Annotated in this window: 17 protein-coding genes and 1 tRNA gene; 7 read left to right on the top strand and 11 right to left on the bottom strand. The window is 31.4% G+C overall.

Annotation, left to right across the window (positions count from 1 at the left end):
- Window positions 1-21: 21 nt before the first annotated feature.
- The 5 genes from AAYQ19_RS12185 to AAYQ19_RS12165 form a co-directional block, all read right to left on the bottom strand.
- Window positions 22-276 carry a DUF6327 family protein gene (locus tag AAYQ19_RS12185; protein WP_343536583.1) on the bottom strand — a complete coding sequence of 85 codons (255 nt, stop codon included), beginning with the start codon at window positions 274-276 and terminating at the stop codon, window positions 22-24.
- A gap of 5 nt (window positions 277-281) precedes the next feature.
- Complete coding sequence (locus tag AAYQ19_RS12180) at window positions 282-632, bottom strand: competence protein (protein WP_343536582.1); 351 nt, start codon at window positions 630-632, stop codon at window positions 282-284.
- Between the two features lie 72 nt (window positions 633-704).
- The gene (locus AAYQ19_RS12175) at window positions 705-1,031 is read right to left on the bottom strand and encodes a YtxH domain-containing protein (protein ID WP_343536581.1); all 327 of its coding nucleotides are present in this window, start codon (window positions 1,029-1,031) and stop codon (window positions 705-707) included.
- 90 nt (window positions 1,032-1,121) lie between these two features.
- Window positions 1,122-1,598: a hypothetical protein gene (locus tag AAYQ19_RS12170; RefSeq protein WP_343536580.1), complete on the bottom strand. Its 477-nt coding sequence runs from the start codon at window positions 1,596-1,598 to the stop codon at window positions 1,122-1,124.
- Window positions 1,599-2,453: 855 nt separating this feature from the next.
- On the bottom strand, window positions 2,454-4,568 hold the full coding sequence (locus AAYQ19_RS12165) for a glutamine--tRNA ligase/YqeY domain fusion protein (protein ID WP_343536579.1): 2,115 nt from the start codon (window positions 4,566-4,568) through the stop codon (window positions 2,454-2,456).
- A 107-nt stretch (window positions 4,569-4,675) separates the two neighbouring features.
- On the opposite strand from AAYQ19_RS12165, the gene folB reads away from it, so the two are divergent.
- Window positions 4,676-5,035 (top strand): dihydroneopterin aldolase, encoded by a 360-nt coding sequence (gene folB / locus AAYQ19_RS12160; RefSeq protein WP_057115457.1) that lies wholly within the window; start codon window positions 4,676-4,678, stop codon window positions 5,033-5,035.
- A gap of 94 nt (window positions 5,036-5,129) precedes the next feature.
- A tRNA-Cys gene (locus AAYQ19_RS12155) sits at window positions 5,130-5,200 on the top strand.
- 164 nt (window positions 5,201-5,364) lie between these two features.
- Here the strand turns inward: AAYQ19_RS12155 and AAYQ19_RS12150 are convergent.
- The 4 genes from AAYQ19_RS12150 to rnr are packed head-to-tail and all read right to left on the bottom strand — an operon-like array spanning window position 5,365 to window position 9,699.
- Window positions 5,365-6,126, bottom strand: a complete 762-nt coding sequence (locus tag AAYQ19_RS12150) for a GldM family protein (protein ID WP_343536575.1) — start codon at window positions 6,124-6,126, stop codon at window positions 5,365-5,367.
- Between the two features lie 6 nt (window positions 6,127-6,132).
- A complete protein-coding gene (locus tag AAYQ19_RS12145; protein ID WP_320569326.1) occupies window positions 6,133-6,813 on the bottom strand; it encodes a LysE family translocator in 681 nt (226 codons plus the stop codon).
- 13 nt (window positions 6,814-6,826) lie between these two features.
- Window positions 6,827-7,495 (bottom strand): head GIN domain-containing protein, encoded by a 669-nt coding sequence (locus tag AAYQ19_RS12140; protein ID WP_343536573.1) that lies wholly within the window; start codon window positions 7,493-7,495, stop codon window positions 6,827-6,829.
- Between the two features lie 23 nt (window positions 7,496-7,518).
- Entirely contained in the window at window positions 7,519-9,699 is a 2,181-nt protein-coding gene (gene rnr, locus AAYQ19_RS12135) for a ribonuclease R (RefSeq protein ID WP_343536571.1), read from the bottom strand.
- Window positions 9,700-9,809: 110 nt separating this feature from the next.
- Here rnr and AAYQ19_RS12130 point away from each other — a divergent pair, with 110 nt between their 5' ends.
- Together AAYQ19_RS12130 and rpiB are read left to right on the top strand one after the other, a co-directional pair.
- Window positions 9,810-10,043, top strand: coding sequence for a putative signal transducing protein (locus AAYQ19_RS12130; RefSeq protein WP_132988252.1), 234 nt, complete (start codon window positions 9,810-9,812; stop codon window positions 10,041-10,043).
- 811 nt (window positions 10,044-10,854) lie between these two features.
- On the top strand, window positions 10,855-11,286 hold the full coding sequence (gene rpiB, locus AAYQ19_RS12125) for a ribose 5-phosphate isomerase B (RefSeq protein ID WP_008465784.1): 432 nt from the start codon (window positions 10,855-10,857) through the stop codon (window positions 11,284-11,286).
- Window positions 11,287-11,436: 150 nt separating this feature from the next.
- Here the strand turns inward: rpiB and AAYQ19_RS12120 are convergent, their stop codons facing one another.
- Window positions 11,437-11,706, bottom strand: a complete 270-nt coding sequence (locus AAYQ19_RS12120; RefSeq protein WP_343536569.1) for a DUF1294 domain-containing protein — start codon at window positions 11,704-11,706, stop codon at window positions 11,437-11,439.
- A 116-nt stretch (window positions 11,707-11,822) separates the two neighbouring features.
- On the opposite strand from AAYQ19_RS12120, the gene AAYQ19_RS12115 reads away from it, so the two are divergent.
- Window positions 11,823-13,946, top strand: coding sequence for a Tex family protein (locus AAYQ19_RS12115; RefSeq protein ID WP_343536568.1), 2,124 nt, complete (start codon window positions 11,823-11,825; stop codon window positions 13,944-13,946).
- Between the two features lie 99 nt (window positions 13,947-14,045).
- On the opposite strand, the gene AAYQ19_RS12110 is transcribed toward AAYQ19_RS12115, so the two are convergent.
- On the bottom strand, window positions 14,046-14,222 hold the full coding sequence (locus AAYQ19_RS12110) for a Sec-independent protein translocase subunit TatA/TatB (RefSeq protein ID WP_343536567.1): 177 nt from the start codon (window positions 14,220-14,222) through the stop codon (window positions 14,046-14,048).
- 209 nt (window positions 14,223-14,431) lie between these two features.
- Between AAYQ19_RS12110 and AAYQ19_RS12105 the strand changes: the two genes are divergently transcribed.
- A complete protein-coding gene (locus AAYQ19_RS12105) occupies window positions 14,432-14,932 on the top strand; it encodes a peptidase (protein WP_343536566.1) in 501 nt (166 codons plus the stop codon).
- 11 nt (window positions 14,933-14,943) lie between these two features.
- Window positions 14,944-16,437: a GH3 auxin-responsive promoter family protein gene (locus AAYQ19_RS12100; protein ID WP_343536565.1), complete on the top strand. Its 1,494-nt coding sequence runs from the start codon at window positions 14,944-14,946 to the stop codon at window positions 16,435-16,437.
- Window position 16,438: the final 1 nt, after the last annotated feature.

Here is a 16,438-nt window from a genome sequence, read left to right as displayed (position 1 = left end):
AGAGTAAAATAAAAAAGAGGCTTAATTGCCTCTTTTTTTATTCATAAACCAACCAATTACATAAGGTAAAATTGATTGAAGAATTTTTACATAATGATTTGAAAAATAATCAGTGTAAGATGAAACAAAGCCATTTACAATTTTTTGTGGTGTTATGCTCTCTTTCGTTTTCTGAAAACTTAAAACTAATTTTTGATAATTAATCTCTTTTTCTAATTTCAAAATTTCCAGATCTCGGTCAATTTCTGCGTACGATGCGTATTTTTTCCTTTCCATAATTCTTAATCATTAAAAAAGATTTCCGAAAATTTCTCTAAAATTGGGCCTTCAACAAACTTGTCTTTTACAAAGAAAAGCAAAATAGTAAAGAAAAGATAGATCCCTCCTACTGCCAAAAATCCTAATGCATTGCTTCCTAACAAAGTACCAAAAGCATAAGCCAACGCAATTGACCCAAAAAGCAATACCATACTGAAGCACAATAAAATCAAAGTAAATTTAAAAATCAAAGTGGTTGATTTCATTGCTACTTTAAAGCCCCAAAGCTTATAATAAGCCAAATGACTTTCAATATATTCTTTAGCTTGATCCTGAATATTTTCAGTATTTTCTTTTAATTCTTCAAAAGCCATAATTCTGATTTTAAATAAAAAAACACATTACTTTTCATAAAGATAATCAAGTAATGTGTTTTTAGAATAATTTTATTTTTGAAGTTTAGCATTCTGAGCTTTTAAATCAGCCAATTTAGATTCTAAAAAAGTGATTACTTCCTCAGTTTTGTAACTCATATTCGAAAGCAATTCTTCATAAGTTCCATCCATATTTTCTTTTGCGTGTTTGAATTTTTCGCGAAGAACTTCAGAACTTGCTGAAAGAGAATCCTGCAAATTGTTTTTTGCATCATCTAAACCTTCCTTCAATTTTGCACGTGTCTTTGATCCTTTATCGGGAGCAAATAAAATTCCGATAGCTGCACCAGCTGCGGCAGCGGCTAAAATTGCGGCTGCAGTATTTAAGTTCTTTGACATAATATTAAAATTTAAATGAATAATAAAGGTAACCTTTTTTAAAATATAAATTACTGAATAAATGTTATTTACATAAATTTAACACAATAATTAGTACATATAAGTCACAGCCTCATATTTACCATCTTTTTCAGTTATGCTAACAAACGGAGAACCATTTGAAGCCGATTTGCTCTTAATTCTCATAGCCGTTTGGTTTTGATTTGCAATTGGCGGTTCACCTTTTGTCCTTGTCGAAACTCCTGAAAATGTTCCGGTTTGTTTCAGTCCTATTGTCTTTTCTTGAGGTAAAACAGTTACCATTTTGTAATCATCTTTTGAATCAACAACTACTTTATCAGAGATTTTTTGAGTTTGATTCGTTTTTTTATTCGTAATTTTTGAAACCGCATATTTACTGATCTTTACTTCTTCAGCGCTTCCGTTTTGCGAATAATAAATTAAACCATTTTCATTTTTTATAAAATTAACATCAAGTTCTTCACCGTTATGTTTTGTGATTTGATGTGTTTGTGAAATTGCAACATTTGCAAATAATAATGCTAGCGTAAAATATAATACTTTCATGATAATTAGATTTAAATTAAAAATTAAAAAACTGTCAGATATTGAAGTATAAAAACAATAACTGCCTAAAACCAATATTATGGAATCTCATCATTATGAAATAATTTGAAAAATACCTTTTACGCGAAATATTATCAAAATCAATTCACAATAAAAATTAGAACATAAAATTGTCTTCTCAAGAATTCAATTCTGAAATTATATCAAAATAAAAAATCGTCTTTTTTAATTTTAATAAAATCCAACTTAGAATCTAATCGGAAATATTAATTTTTAGAAAATCAACACTGACTTTTCGTATTGAGATAAAAATACCAACTTTATAAACAATTGTGTGTTAACAACCCGTTAAACTGACAAAAACGAGGTCAAAACCTTAAATAAAAGCTAAAATTAAACAATAATTTAAAAAACGAGTTATCTATCCAACCTTTTAAAATAATTTCTTAAAATCAATTTATGAAGGTTAATTTTAATAAATTATAACTATAAAAATTTAAAATATGATTAATTTTATAAATAATAAACAAAATATCATTTAAAAAAAATCATAATAATAAAAAACTATAACAACAAAAATGATCAAAAAAGATAATTTTGACTTAAATTTTAAAATTTTGCTGTTTTTAAAAAAAATTGAAGGCAAAAAAGACTAAAATTCAAATAAAGCTCAACAATAAACAATCTTTTAAAAAACGAATTCTGTATCCAACAAATTTTAATTTTATCTTAAAATCAATTTATGAGAGTCAGTTTTAATCTATAAAAATTATAAAAAATTTAATTTCAATAGTAAATATATATAATAAAAAAAAGCGCTTATATAAGCGCTTTTCATAAATTTATCTGATACTATTACTTTACCATTTCAGAAAGAATTTCAATTTCTCTTTCCGAAGCATTTTTTGGCGGATTTGAATGTAATTTCGAAATTTCTTCAGAAAATTGATTTCTCAAACTTTCACTTTCAATATCTCTTAAATTCAAAAGTGATTTTGATCTTACATAAGTCGATTCACTTTTTAAAGACATTGAATATAATTTCTTAATATCTTCTTCTTCAAAATCTGTAGATTTCCAGTTTGAATATTTCAAAATAAACTGAGAAAACAACAACGAAGCCTTATTATTGTTGATATTTTTCTTTAATGAATTCTGAATCAAAGAGAAACTAGAAACATTTTTGATGTTCTCTCCTATTGCGCTTTCAATTGCAATACGTTCTGGTTTTGTTTCAACTTTGAAATATTTGTTGATTTCTTTTAAAGAATTGTTGATGCTGTTTTCTTCTTTTTTACCTTTTTCTTCCCAAGCATCTTTCAATCCAACTGTTTTGTTAAACACTAATTTTGAAGGAGTTGAGTCTTTATCGACAGTAAAATATCCTAAACGTTGGAACTGGAATTTATCTTCATTTTGAGCTGTTGATAAACTTGGCTCAACATATCCAGTAACGATTTCTAAAGAGTTTGGATTCACAAAATCTAAGAAATTTTTCTCTTTGTAACTGTCCGGAGCTTCATCTGTAAACAAACGATCATACAAACGAACTTCTGCTTCCAAAGCATGTTTTATAGAAACCCAATGCAATGTTCCAGATACTTTTCTTTGGCTTGCTTCTGTTCCGCTTCCACTTAAAGAATCGGTATCATAAGTCACATGAATTTCTGTAATATTGCCTGCAGCATCTTTTATAACTGATTCTCCTTTAATGATATATGCATTTTTAAGACGCACTTCTTTTCCTAAAGTCAAACGGAAATATTTAGCTGGAGCTTCTTCCAAAAAGTCTTCTCTTTCAATATATAATTCACGAGAAAAAGGTACTTTTCTGAAACCTGCATTTTCATCTTCTTGATTGTTTTCAGCTTCTAACCACTCCTCTTTTCCTTCAGGATAATTTGTAATTACCAATTTTACAGGATCTAAAACAGCCATTACACGAGGTGCAATTTTGTTCAAATCTTCACGAATACAGAATTCTAAAACCGATACATTGATCAAATTATCACGTTTTGCAATACCAATTGTATTAGCAAAATTACGTAACGAAGCAGCTGTATAACCACGTCTTCTTAATCCAGAAATAGTTGACATTCTTGGATCATCCCAACCGTTAACATGCTTTTCCTTAACTAGTTGCTGTAATTTTCTTTTACTAACAACTGTATGCGATAAGTTACGTCTTGCAAATTCTCTTTGCTTTGGACGAAGCTTATTATCATCAAAAATTTGATCTAAAAACCAATCGTACAATTCACGGTGAGGCAAGAATTCCAGTGTACAAAATGAGTGAGAAATTTGTTCTAAATAATCACTTTGTCCATGCGCCCAATCGTACATTGGATAGATTTTCCAAGCATCTCCAGTTCTATGGTGATGTTTGTGTAAAATTCTGTACATGATTGGATCACGCATTAACATGTTTGTTGATTTCATGTCAATTTTTGCACGAAGAATATGTGTACCAGCCTCAAATTCACCGTTTTTCATTCTTTCGAATAAATCCAGGTTTTCTTCAACTGAACGATTTCTGTACGGACTATCGGTTCCTACAGTTGTAGGAGTTCCTTTTTGAGTTGCCATTTCTTCAGAAGATTGACTGTCAACATACGCTTTATCTTTTTTAATCAATAAAACTGCCCAATCGTATAATTGTTGGAAATAATCTGAAGCATAGCATTCTTCTGCCCAAGTATATCCTAACCATTCAACATCTTTTTTAATAGCATCAACAAATTCCTGCTCTTCTTTTTCAGGGTTTGTATCATCAAAACGTAAATTCACAGGAGATTGATAATCAATTCCTAAACCAAAATTTAAAGCAATAGAACTTGCGTGCCCAATGTGTAAATAACCATTAGGTTCTGGTGGAAAACGAAAGCGAAGTTTAGTATTTGAAAGACCTGATTTTACGTCTTCCTCTATGATTTGTTCAATAAAATTGAGTGATTTCTCTTCTGATGCCATTATTTTATAGTAATTTTAGCAAAGATAAAAAAAAGGTTTCAGCTTTCAGGTTTAAAGTTATTTAACTACCGCAAAACCTGAAACTTTAAACTTGAAACAAGATAAAAATGGGAGTTATAAAACTGAAAAATATCCGTACTTTTTCATACCACGGATGTTTGATTGAAGAAGGAAAAATTGGATCTGATTATACTGTTGATCTAAAAATTAAAACCAATTTACAGAAATCAGCCGAAACAGATCATCTTTTAGACACTGTTGATTACGTTCATTTGAACAAAATTGTGACAGAAGAAATGGCAATTCGTTCGCATTTATTAGAACATGTAGCCAAAAGAATCAATATTCGAGTACTTGCAGAGATAGAAACTGTAGAAAAAACAACAGTTTGGGTTTCTAAAATTAATCCTCCTATTGGTGGTGATGTTGAGTCAGTTACTATAAAAATGACGGAAATAAGAAAGTAATTTTTAAAACTAAAATTGCATTTTTTCAAAATACTTCATTTGAAACTTTTGATTTTTAAAGATTTTAGTTACTTTTGCCATCCGTTCAAGTAATGGCGTCGTGGCCGAGCGGCTAGGCTGGGCTCTGCAAAAGCTCCTACTCCGGTTCGAATCCGGACGATGCCTCTAAAACCTCTAAAGCAATTTAGAGGTTTTTTTTATGTCTAATTTTTCATAAGAATGAAAAACTGGATGTCGAAATCGTCAACTTTGTCAAAGTTTCAAACTTTGACAAAGTTCTACATCACACTTATAAACACAAAAAAACCTCTGAAATTCAGAGGTTTTAATTATCTTTTTAAAAGCTTTTTTTCATTTTTTATTCTCTTAATACTATCTCTTTTAAACTCTTTATTTTCAAAATAGTTTTCCTGTACTTGTTTTTCCACAATAATAACTTTTATTGGAATAAGTCTTGGTAAAAGATAATTCTCAGAACCAGGGAAAGAATAACTAACATCATCAATTACGAAAATAGAACCCTTCTTTAACTTTTTAACTATATTATTAATATCATTATTAAAACTATTTCCTTCAATTGTAACCTTTTTATTATTAGAAAATTTTACAATGAAACCATTTATTTTATATTTAGTAAAATTCAAATCAAAAATAAAATCATTAGGAAAACTATAACCAATAATAGAATTATAAAGTTCTTCTTTTGTCATTTCAATAACACATTCAGTACCACATTTTCTATTATTAATTGTAGCCAAAGGATGATCCAAATCTCTTATTCTAAATTTATGTTCTTCTGTAATTTTTGAACCATCCTTTAATTCAATATCAATTTTAATGATAGAATAAAGGCCCTGTCCTGGTTTAAGATTATACTTGCCTTCTTTAACTTTAGTCAATCCTAATCCTGTAGCATCAAAAGATTTACAATTTGGAACAGCAACAGAAATCGGATTAGAAACTCCTCTATAAATTACATTTATATTATCTGTTGAAACTATGCTAAGGTTAGATTTAATAGAACTTAATGAATCATTTTGTGCAGTAATATTCAAGTAAAAAAATAAAAATAGATAGGATACTTGTTTCATAAGCAACTACTTCTTCTCTATTCTTTCAAAAGCATTTTTAACCATTTCCTTTTCTTTTGGAAACCAACCTTGAACCACTAAAGCAACACCAAAAACCATTAAAACAATGCTAATTCCTTTTTTGATTTTAAGAATATTAGTTGGTGTCATTTTACTTTTTAATTGTTTGGCTAAAAGTATTTTAATACAATCAACAAGTAAATATGTAATAATAACAGCTGTAAAAAAGGTCATCATTCTTGGTGTTTGCATTTGAAGTTTTGGTCCAATTGAAATAATTACAGCTAACCAAAAACCAAGAACTCCAATGTTGATAACGTTCAGTAAAAAACCTTTTACAAACAAACTTCCGTAGTTTCTTTTCAGAATATCACGGTCAATTTCTTCATCATTTATTTTTTCTTCTTTCTTTAATTTTACAAACGAAATAATACCATAAGAAAGCATAATTATTCCTCCAAAAATAAAAAGAGCTGGATCATCTTTTAGGCTGGAAATCAATCGATAACTTCCTAAATAGGCAATAGCAATAAAAAATATATCGCCTAATACTACGCCAAAATCAAAAACAATCGCCGCTCTGAAACCTTTGGTAATACTGGTTTCTAATAGTACAAAAAACACCGGACCGATCATAAAGCTTAAAAAAAGTCCCCATGGCAGTCCAGCCAGAATATCATTTATCATTAAATATAATTTGTTATTTTACTTCTTCGATTTTACCGCCAAAAACTGTTTTTTGGTTGATTTGTTTTGGTTTTCCATAAATGTAAATAGAGCCTCCTGCGCTCACTTTTGCATCGACAAGGGTTGAAGCATTAACATCGGCTTTTCCTCCCGCAGAAACGCTTACAGTCGTCTGAGACGTTTCTAATTTACTTGCCAGCAAATAACCTCCAGCTCCTAAACTTGCATCTTGATTTGCAGCCTTACCAGCCAATGTAATTGAACCTCCTGATACTGAGCTTACTTTTAGTTTATCAACATCTAAATCAACATTTATAATACCACCTTCTTGTGCACTTACTTTAAACGAAGTTGCTTTGATCGCTTCATTACTCGTTACTGTTGCTCCTTCATTTACATCTATAAGTTCTATATGTTTGTAATACAATGTAATACTTAAATCATTTCCTGACAAAAGTTTTGGAAAAGGCATTCTTAACTTCAAGATACCATTTTTATTAACCACTTCAACTTCTGCTTCTCTTGCGCCTTTTATCACAATTCTATTTTCAGATGCCTGAACGACTTTTACACTTAATTTATCGAAAACCTTAACGGTATCAAAATCTCCCAACTCTTTGGTAACCTGACCAAAAGACATTTGTACAAATAAAATTGCTGCTCCAATAATTAGCTTTCTCATACTTTTATTTTTAAATTAATTATTTATTCCGCTCTTCTCAAAAAATGAAAATCAAGTTGTTTTTTAACTAAATCTGCATTTTTTACTTTAACATAAATCTCGTCTCCTAACTGCAATAAACGATTTGAAGTTGCTCCAACCAAAGCGTATTGTCTTTCATCAAAAGTATAGTAATCCTCTTTTATTTCTCTGATTCTTACCATTCCTTCGCATTTGTTAGAAACGATTTCAACATAAATTCCCCATTCAGTAACACCAGAAATAACTCCAAGGAATTCTTCATCCTGATGATCCTGCATGTATTTAACCTGCATGTATTTAATACTATCTCGTTCAGCATTTGTTGCTAAATTTTCCATGCTTGAACAGTGCAGACATTTAGTTTCGTAAGTTTCTTCATCAACAGAAGCTCCTCCGTCCAAATAATACTGCAATAAACGGTGCACCATAACGTCTGGATAACGACGAATTGGTGATGTAAAATGGCTGTAATAATCAAAAGCCAAACCATAATGTCCAATATTATCTGTTGAATATTTGGCTTTGCTCATACTTCTAATGGCAAGAGTATCAATAAGATTTTGTTCTTTCTTACCATTTACTTGTTCCATTAAAGCGTTGATTGATTTTGCTATATCATCTTTTGTTCTAAAATCAATTTTATAACCAAATTTAGCAATTACAGTTTGCATTGCAATTAATTTATCTTCATTTGGTTCATCGTGAATACGGTATACAAAGGTTTTCTTTTGTTTTCCAATGTATTCTGCCACTTTTCTATTCGCCAAAAGCATGAATTCTTCAATCAAATGATTGGCATCCTTTGACACTTTGAAATACACGCCTTCAGGTTCTCCAGCTTCATCCAAATTGAACTTAACTTCTACTTTATCAAAAGAAATCGCACCTTGCTGCATTCTTTTTCTGCGTAAAATTTTCGCTAATTCATCTAATTTTAAAGTTGCTTCAACGATTTCATCAGAAACTAAATACGAACTTCCAGTAATTGAAATATCAACTGGAATTGTATGATCTTTAGTTTCAATGATATATTGCGCTTCTTCATAGGCAAAACGCTGATCTGAATAAATTACAGTTCTTCCAAACCATTGGTTCATAACTTGAGCTGTCGGAGAAACTTCGAATATTGCTGAGAAAGTATATTTTTCCTCATTTGGACGCAGTGAACATGCAAAATTAGATAATACTTCTGGAAGCATTGGCACTACTCTATCGACCAAATAAACCGAAGTTGCTCTTTGATACGCTTCATCATCCAGAATGGTATCCTCTTCTAAATAATAGGAAACATCGGCAATATGAATTCCGATTTCAAAATTTCCGTTAGATAACTTTTTGAAAGACAAGGCATCATCAAAATCTTTTGCATCTTTTGGATCAATCGTAAATGTAAGCGTATCACGCATATCACGACGTTTTGCAATCTCTGATTCCTGAATCGAAGTATCTAATTTTTGTGCAAACGCCTCTACTTCTATCGGGAAATCCGATGGCAAACCATATTCTGCTAAAATAGCATGAATCTCTGTATTGTGCTCACCAGGTTTTCCTAGTACTCGAATTACAGATCCAAACGGACTATCAGCTCTTTTTGGCCAATCTTCAATCTTCACTAAAACTACATCTCCGTTTTCTGCTTCGCCAATTTTATCCTTCGGAATAAAAATATCGGTATACATTTTAGGATTTGCAGTCGAAACAAAAGCAAAGTTTGGTTGCATATCAATTACGCCTACAAACTCAGTTTTATCTCTTTCGATAACTTCAATTACTTCACCCTCAGGTCTTTTTCCTTTTCTTCTGTTATAAACGTAAACTTTTACTTTGTCTTTATCTAAAGCACGATTCAAATTATTAGTCGGAATAAAAACATCTTCTTCAAACTCATCACAAATAAAATATGCCGTTTTTCTGCTCGTCATATCTATTGTTCCTTCATAGTAATCCTGGCTTTCAGCTTTAACTAAATATTTTCCAGGTTCTGTTTCTATAATCTTCTTTTGTGCAGCTAGAATTTTTAAATCTTTAATAATCTGATTTCTGCTTTTTGTATCATCAAGTTCTAGCTTTGCCGCTATTTGTTTATAATTGAATGTTTTATTAGCACTTTGCGATAAAATTTTTACTATCTTACTAGAGAAATCTTTCTCTTTTTTTATCGGCTTTCTAATTTTCTTACTCATATATCTTTTCTTATAAGGTTTAAAATTACAAATAAGATATCAGAATATAGATTTTAACAATTAGAATTATTAAAAATATAACTTTTCGTACATTTACAAAAAGACCTAATATGGAAAGCTTTAAGACTATCGCCGTATTCAATTATCTACATGAAACCGTAATTCTCAAACACTTACTGGAGCAGGAAGAAATTCCCTATTTTTTCGAAAACGAAATCACGCTTTCCGTAGCACCAATGTATTCAGCGGCGCTGGGTGGCATTCGTCTCAAAGTTCATCCAGACGATTTCGAGCAAGTTCAAGAAATTCTGGACAATCTCAACAATCCTCTCAAAATCGTCTGAAACAAGATTCAAACAAATTCAAAAAAGAGAAAAATTCAATTCATTCAAAAATTTTTTTCCTTTTCAACTTTTTTAGTTTTCAACATATATTAAATACAACAAAAAAGATTTTTAAAAATTTAAAAAAAATTTATGGTTATTATAGTGTGTTAATATGTCGAATAATTTTTTTTTTGAAGTCATTGAAATCTCGTTTTACTTATTTATTCTGAGTTATCAACATAGTTATTTTTTGTTAAATGATTAATTTATAAGACTTTTTGTATTTTAATTAACAACGGTTGACAACCAAATTTAAATTGATTTTGTAGATAAGTTGATATGTTGATTTCTGTTGAAAATGATATTTTTGGTATTGATAACTTTTCCAAAAATTCACGAAACTTTTCTTGCATATTTAATTTCACTTTTGGATTATGAAATTTTTGAAAACAACCAAAAAAAACTTCTAATTTTCTTTTCGAACTTATTAACATTTTCTGTTAACTTAAAGTTAATTGAATATCAACGAATTACAAACTGCTATTAACACCTTAAAATTTTAACAAATATTCTGAATATTATTTATTGATTGTGAGATACTTATGAAGTTATTAAAATTGTTGATAACCTGTAAGATTTTGAAAATAAGATAGTTGTAAAAGGAGAGTTTTATATCATGAATCACAAGGATTTCTAGAAACTTCAATTTTAAATTTTAATAATGTTTAAAACCCTCGATTTAAAAAGAAATTAGTGAAAATTGGTGTAATTCGTGGCAAACATATATTAATTGAGTAAATTTGCATTACACAACTAAATAGTATTTAAAATGAAAATTTCGATAGGAAACGATCACGCAGGACCAGAATATAAAAAAGCAATTGTTGAAATGCTGAAAGCGAGAGGATATGAAGTAACTAACTATGGTACAGATACTGATGCTTCTGTAGATTATCCAGATTTTGGACATCCCGTTGCGAATGATGTATCTGAAGGAAAAGCTGATTTTGGAATCGTAATCTGCGGAAGCGGTAATGGAATCGCAATGACTGTTAATAAACATCCGAAAGTAAGAGCTGGTTTATGCTGGACGAAAGAAATCGCGTATTTAACTCGTTTACACAACGATGCAAACATTGTGAGTATTCCAGCGCGATTCACATCTATTCACCAAGCTGTTGAAATCGTTGAAACTTTCTTGGATACCGCTTTTGAAGGTGGAAGACATCAAAACAGAGTGAATAAAATCGCTTGCGCATAAAAAGTCAAAAAAAATTCGGTGCTTCGCACCTATTAATAAACACACCGGGCCGATTTTTAATTGGTCCGGTTTTTTATTTTAAGTATTTATAATTCAGTGTTTTAGCAAACTTTGAAATACAGTTTTTTGAGTTATCAACAATGTTAATATCTATTTTCTGTAATTGAAAAGGCAAATTATAAGCGCAATTTGAATAGCTAAAATTCCAGCGAACTTTACAATAAAAGATGTTTTGGACGTTTTATGTGTAAAGATTAACATTGCTGTTAATAAACCGATGGATCCACCGATAAGAGCAAGGAAAAACAGGGTGTTTTCAGGAATTCTGCGTTTTTGCTTAACGGCAAGAAATTTATCAAATCCAGCAATTACAAATTCAAGAACATTTACAACTAAAAAATATATTAATAAAACTTCCATTGGCTAAAAAATAGAAACAAAGATATTATTTTAGCCAAGTGAATAATGATCTGTTTAAGGTTTTAAATAAACAGATTATGTCAAAATTATAATCAAGAATTATTTCATTTCAAACTATGACTAATATTCAATTCATTGCCAAGTCAGTACAAGCGCCGGCGATTAGCATTCAAAACACGGTAAAATTATTAGAGGAAGACTGTACGATTCCGTTTATTTCGCGTTACCGAAAAGATGCGACAGGAAATCTCGATGAAACTGTTATTGAGCTGATTGCAAAATTGCAGAAAGAATACGATACGCTTGTAAAACGTAAAGAAGCCGTTTTAAAATCGATCGAAGAACAAAAAGCGCTTACGCCAGAATTGAAGAAAAAGATTGAAGACAGTTTTGATTTGCAAGAAATAGAAGATTTCTACCTTCCTTATAAAAAGAAGAAAAAAACAAAAGCTGATGTAGCGCGCGAATTTGGTTTAGAGCCTTTAGCAAAATTGATTATATCTGAAAGTGATGCTGATATCGATTTTATTTCGACGCAGTACATCAATGAAAATGTTATTAACGAAGAAGCGGCAATTCAAGGCGCAAGAGATATTGTAGCCGAATGGATCAACGAAAATATCTATGTTCGTAAACAGCTTCGTAGATTGTTTCAAAGAAAAGCGACCATTGCGACAAAAGTGGTTAAAAAGAAGGCCGAAGAAGAAGGAGCACAAAAATTCAACCAATATTTTGATTGGGAAGAACCGTTGACAAAAGCGCCAGCGCACCGTTTATTAGCAATGCTTCGTGCAGAAAATGAAGGTTTTATAAAAATGAAAATTGATGTTGATATCGACGATGCTTACGATGTAATTGACGAAATCATCATTAAAAAACAAAATAATACAACGGCACATTTACAGCTGGCGATCGAAGACAGTTATAAACGTTTGTTGAATCCGGCAATTGGAAATGAAACCTTGCAAGAAGCAAAAGCAAAAGCAGATGCGAATTCGATTCAGGTTTTTGCTAACAATTTAGGTCAGTTATTATTGGCGCCGCCGTTGGGAGAAAAACGTATTTTGGCAATCGATCCAGGATTTAGAAGCGGTTGTAAAGTAGTTTGCTTAGATGAAAAAGGCGATTTATTATACAACGAAACCATTTATCCGCACGCGCCTCAAAACGAGGAATCTATGGCGATTAAAAAAATCCGTTCGATGGTAAATGCCTATCAAATTGATGCTATTTCGATTGGAAACGGAACAGCTTCGCGTGAAACGGAGTTTTTCATCAAAAAAATCGCGTTTGATAAGCCAATTCAAGTATTTGTGGTTTCTGAGGCAGGAGCATCTGTTTATTCAGCTTCAAAAATTGCGCGAGAAGAATTTCCTAATTATGATGTAACGGTTCGTGGTTCGGTTTCAATTGGAAGAAGACTTTCAGATCCGTTGGCTGAATTGGTAAAAATCGACCCGAAGGCAATTGGAGTAGGACAGTATCAGCATGATGTGGATCAAACGAAATTAAAAGAAGAATTAGATAATACGGTTATTCGCTGCGTAAACTCGGTTGGAATCAATATCAACACCGCAAGTAAACATTTACTAAGTTATGTGAGTGGAATCGGGGAGAAGCTGGCGGAAAACATTGTACAATATCGTTCTGAAAACGGACCTTTTGAAGATAGAAAACAACTGAAAAAAGTGCCACGTTTAGGAGATAAAGCGTATCAGCAAGGAGCAGCGTTTATCAGAATTACGAATGCTAAAAATCCGCTGGATAATTCGGCGGTGCATCCAGAAGCTTATCCAGTTGTGGAAAAGATGGCGAAAGATTTGAATATTTCTTTAAATGACTTAATTGCCAACAAAGAGAAAACAGCGCTTATTAAGGCCGAAAAGTATGTAACACCTGAAATTGGTTTGCTTACACTAAAAGATATCATAAAAGAGCTTGAAAAGCCTGGATTGGACCCAAGAAAGTCCGCTAAAGTATTTGAGTTTGATGCCAACGTAAAATCGATTAAAGATTTGAAAACGGGAATGATTTTACCGGGGATTGTTAATAACATCACTAACTTCGGCTGTTTTGTGGACATCGGAATCAAAGAAAGTGGTTTAGTGCACATTTCGCAGTTAAAAGCAGGATTTGTAAGCGACGTAAACGAAGTGGTAAAACTACATCAGCACGTTGATGTAAAAGTGACTGAAGTTGATGAAGATAGAAAACGAATTCAGTTGACGATGATACTTTAAAAATTTCAAAAAATAAATTCCAAATCCCAATGGTTTAAAACAAAAAAATCCCAAACTACATAATTGCAGTTTGGGATTTTTAATGTTTTTTTGACTTTCTTATTTTTGTTCCTCTTCTTTTTTAGAAGGCGCAGGTGAATCGTCTTTAGCAGCGTTTTTGAATTCTTTGATTCCGCTTCCTAAACCTTTCATTAATTCTGGAATTTTTTTACCTCCAAAAAGTAATATCACAATACCTACTATAACAAGGATTTCTGTAAGACCTAATCTTCCCATGATTGTATAATTAACGCCGAAGCAATTTTGATTTCTATTCTCACCGCAAAGGTATATAGAATATACGTACAACGACAGTTTTTGGATTAAAATATTTGTTTTCTACCACGTTAAATATTTTATAAAATAATAAAATTGCAATATTTGCCGTTTTTTCTCCCATAATAAGAACATGATTAATCACTATATTTGCTAGTACAAACAATAAAATGGCTAAAAAAAATAAAAATTTTAGAAAAAAATTATTCATCAAAAACCGATTGGTAATTTTGAACGAAAATACTTTTGAAGAAATTTTTTCATTAAGGCTGACTTTGATGAATGTTTTCGTAATGTTCACTTTAGGCGGCATATTTTTGATTTTAGTTACTACATTTATCATTGCTTTTACGCCGCTTCGCGAATTTATTCCGGGTTATTCGTCTTCAGAATTAAAACGAAATGCAACCGAATTGGCGATAAAATCAGATTCGTTGGAGAAAGTTTTAAAGCATAATGAAGCCTATTTAAAAGGAGTTCAAAAGGTTTTAAGAGGAGAATTGGAGTATGCAAAATTTAATAAAGATTCTATTATTGCCGAAAATGAGGAACATCAGGATGTAAATATGAAGGCAACTGAAGAGGAAATCAAGCTTAGAGAAGATGTTACAAAAATGGAGAAGGAGCAAAGTGAAAGCAAAAAAAACAATAAGAAAAGTGACAAAAAATAATACCACAAAAAATGTCAATTAAGTCAATTGCTGCAAAAATATTTGCTCGAAAAGTATATAAACAAACGCTCAGATGGGCAGAAAAACCAGTTGAAACCCAGCAAAAGGTTTTTAAAAGTTTAATAGAAAATGCGCAAAACACCGAATTTGGAAAAGATCATCATTTTGATCAAATAAAAAGGATCAGTGATTTTCAAAAAAATGTTCCAATTCGGGATTATGAGGATTTGAAAAACTATGTTGAAAAAGTCAAATTAGGCGAGGAGAATATTCTCTGGAAAGGAAAACCAATTTATTTTGCTAAAACTTCGGGAACAACTTCGGGTGCAAAATACATTCCGCTTACAAAAGAATCCATGCCTTTTCATGTCGAAGCGGCGCGCAATGCGATTCTCCATTACATCAATGAAACTGGAAATGCCAATTTTGTTGACGGAAAAATGATTTTCTTGCAGGGAAGCCCAATTTTGACTGAAAAACACGGAATAAAATTTGGGAGACTTTCTGGAATTGTAGCGCATTTTGTTCCGAAATATCTACAAAAAAACCGAATGCCATCGTGGGAAACGAATTGCATTGATGATTGGGAAACCAAAGTAAATGCGATTGTTGACGAAACGATAAAAGAAGATATGTCGGTGATTTCCGGTATTCCGTCTTGGGTTCAAATGTATTTTGAGCGTTTACAGGAAAAAAGTGGCGGAAAAAAGATCAGTGAAATATTCAAAAATTTTAATTTGTTTATTTACGGAGGTGTTAATTACGAGCCATATCGGGCGAAATTTGAGCAAATGATTGGCAAAAAAGTGGATAGCATTGAGTTATTTCCAGCTTCCGAAGGTTTTTTCGCCTATCAAGATTCTCAGAAAGAAAAAGGAATGCTTTTATTGCTGAATTCGGGAATTTTCTATGAATTCATCAAAGCGGATGAATTTTTTACAGAAAATCCAAAAAGATACACAATAGGAGAAGTTGAAATTGGGGTAAATTATGCTTTAATAGTTTCTACAAATGCCGGACTGTGGGGATATAATATTGGTGATACGGTGCAGTTTACATCGTTAAAACCATATCGCGTTATAGTTTCGGGACGTATCAAACATTATATTTCAGCTTTTGGGGAACACGTAATTGCAAACGAAGTTGAAAATGCTATGAAAGAAGCAACAGCCGGAAGTAACATTGTAATAAACGAATTTACCGTTGCACCGCAAATTACACCAGACAGTGGATTGCCGTATCACGAATGGCTGATTGAATTTGAAAAAGAACCCGAAAATATGAACGCTTTCGCCGAAGCCATTGACGATTCAATGCGAAAGCAAAACATTTATTATGACGATTTAATCACCGGAAATGTGTTGCAGAAAGTAGTGATTACCAAAGTTTCAAAAAACGGTTTCCAAGAATACATGAAATCACAAGGAAAATTAGGCGGACAAAATAAAATTCCGAGATTGTCGAATGATAGAAAAATTGCGGATAATCTTACAAAAAATAAATAAT

Source organism: Flavobacterium mesophilum (genome assembly GCF_039581405.1).
Taxonomy (GTDB): Bacteria; Bacteroidota; Bacteroidia; order Flavobacteriales; family Flavobacteriaceae; genus Flavobacterium.
This window is presented reverse-complemented; position numbering and strand designations above follow the sequence as displayed.

Excerpts from the sequence above, each read along its gene's own strand:
- AAYQ19_RS12185 (WP_343536583.1), bottom strand. The coding sequence starts at position 276 with ATGGAAAGGAAAAAATACGCATCGTACGCAGAAATTGACCGAGATCTG.
- AAYQ19_RS12180 (WP_343536582.1), bottom strand. The coding sequence starts at position 632 with ATGGCTTTTGAAGAATTAAAAGAAAATACTGAAAATATTCAGGATCAA.
- AAYQ19_RS12175 (WP_343536581.1), bottom strand. The coding sequence starts at position 1,031 with ATGTCAAAGAACTTAAATACTGCAGCCGCAATTTTAGCCGCTGCCGCA.
- AAYQ19_RS12170 (WP_343536580.1), bottom strand. The coding sequence starts at position 1,598 with ATGAAAGTATTATATTTTACGCTAGCATTATTATTTGCAAATGTTGCA.
- AAYQ19_RS12165 (WP_343536579.1), bottom strand. The coding sequence starts at position 4,568 with ATGGCATCAGAAGAGAAATCACTCAATTTTATTGAACAAATCATAGAG.
- folB (WP_057115457.1), top strand. The coding sequence starts at position 4,676 with ATGGGAGTTATAAAACTGAAAAATATCCGTACTTTTTCATACCACGGA.
- AAYQ19_RS12150 (WP_343536575.1), bottom strand. The coding sequence starts at position 6,126 with ATGAAACAAGTATCCTATCTATTTTTATTTTTTTACTTGAATATTACT.
- AAYQ19_RS12145 (WP_320569326.1), bottom strand. The coding sequence starts at position 6,813 with ATGATAAATGATATTCTGGCTGGACTGCCATGGGGACTTTTTTTAAGC.
- AAYQ19_RS12140 (WP_343536573.1), bottom strand. The coding sequence starts at position 7,495 with ATGAGAAAGCTAATTATTGGAGCAGCAATTTTATTTGTACAAATGTCT.
- rnr (WP_343536571.1), bottom strand. The coding sequence starts at position 9,699 with ATGAGTAAGAAAATTAGAAAGCCGATAAAAAAAGAGAAAGATTTCTCT.
- AAYQ19_RS12130 (WP_132988252.1), top strand. The coding sequence starts at position 9,810 with ATGGAAAGCTTTAAGACTATCGCCGTATTCAATTATCTACATGAAACC.
- rpiB (WP_008465784.1), top strand. The coding sequence starts at position 10,855 with ATGAAAATTTCGATAGGAAACGATCACGCAGGACCAGAATATAAAAAA.
- AAYQ19_RS12120 (WP_343536569.1), bottom strand. The coding sequence starts at position 11,706 with ATGGAAGTTTTATTAATATATTTTTTAGTTGTAAATGTTCTTGAATTT.
- AAYQ19_RS12115 (WP_343536568.1), top strand. The coding sequence starts at position 11,823 with ATGACTAATATTCAATTCATTGCCAAGTCAGTACAAGCGCCGGCGATT.
- AAYQ19_RS12110 (WP_343536567.1), bottom strand. The coding sequence starts at position 14,222 with ATGGGAAGATTAGGTCTTACAGAAATCCTTGTTATAGTAGGTATTGTG.
- AAYQ19_RS12105 (WP_343536566.1), top strand. The coding sequence starts at position 14,432 with ATGGCTAAAAAAAATAAAAATTTTAGAAAAAAATTATTCATCAAAAAC.
- AAYQ19_RS12100 (WP_343536565.1), top strand. The coding sequence starts at position 14,944 with ATGTCAATTAAGTCAATTGCTGCAAAAATATTTGCTCGAAAAGTATAT.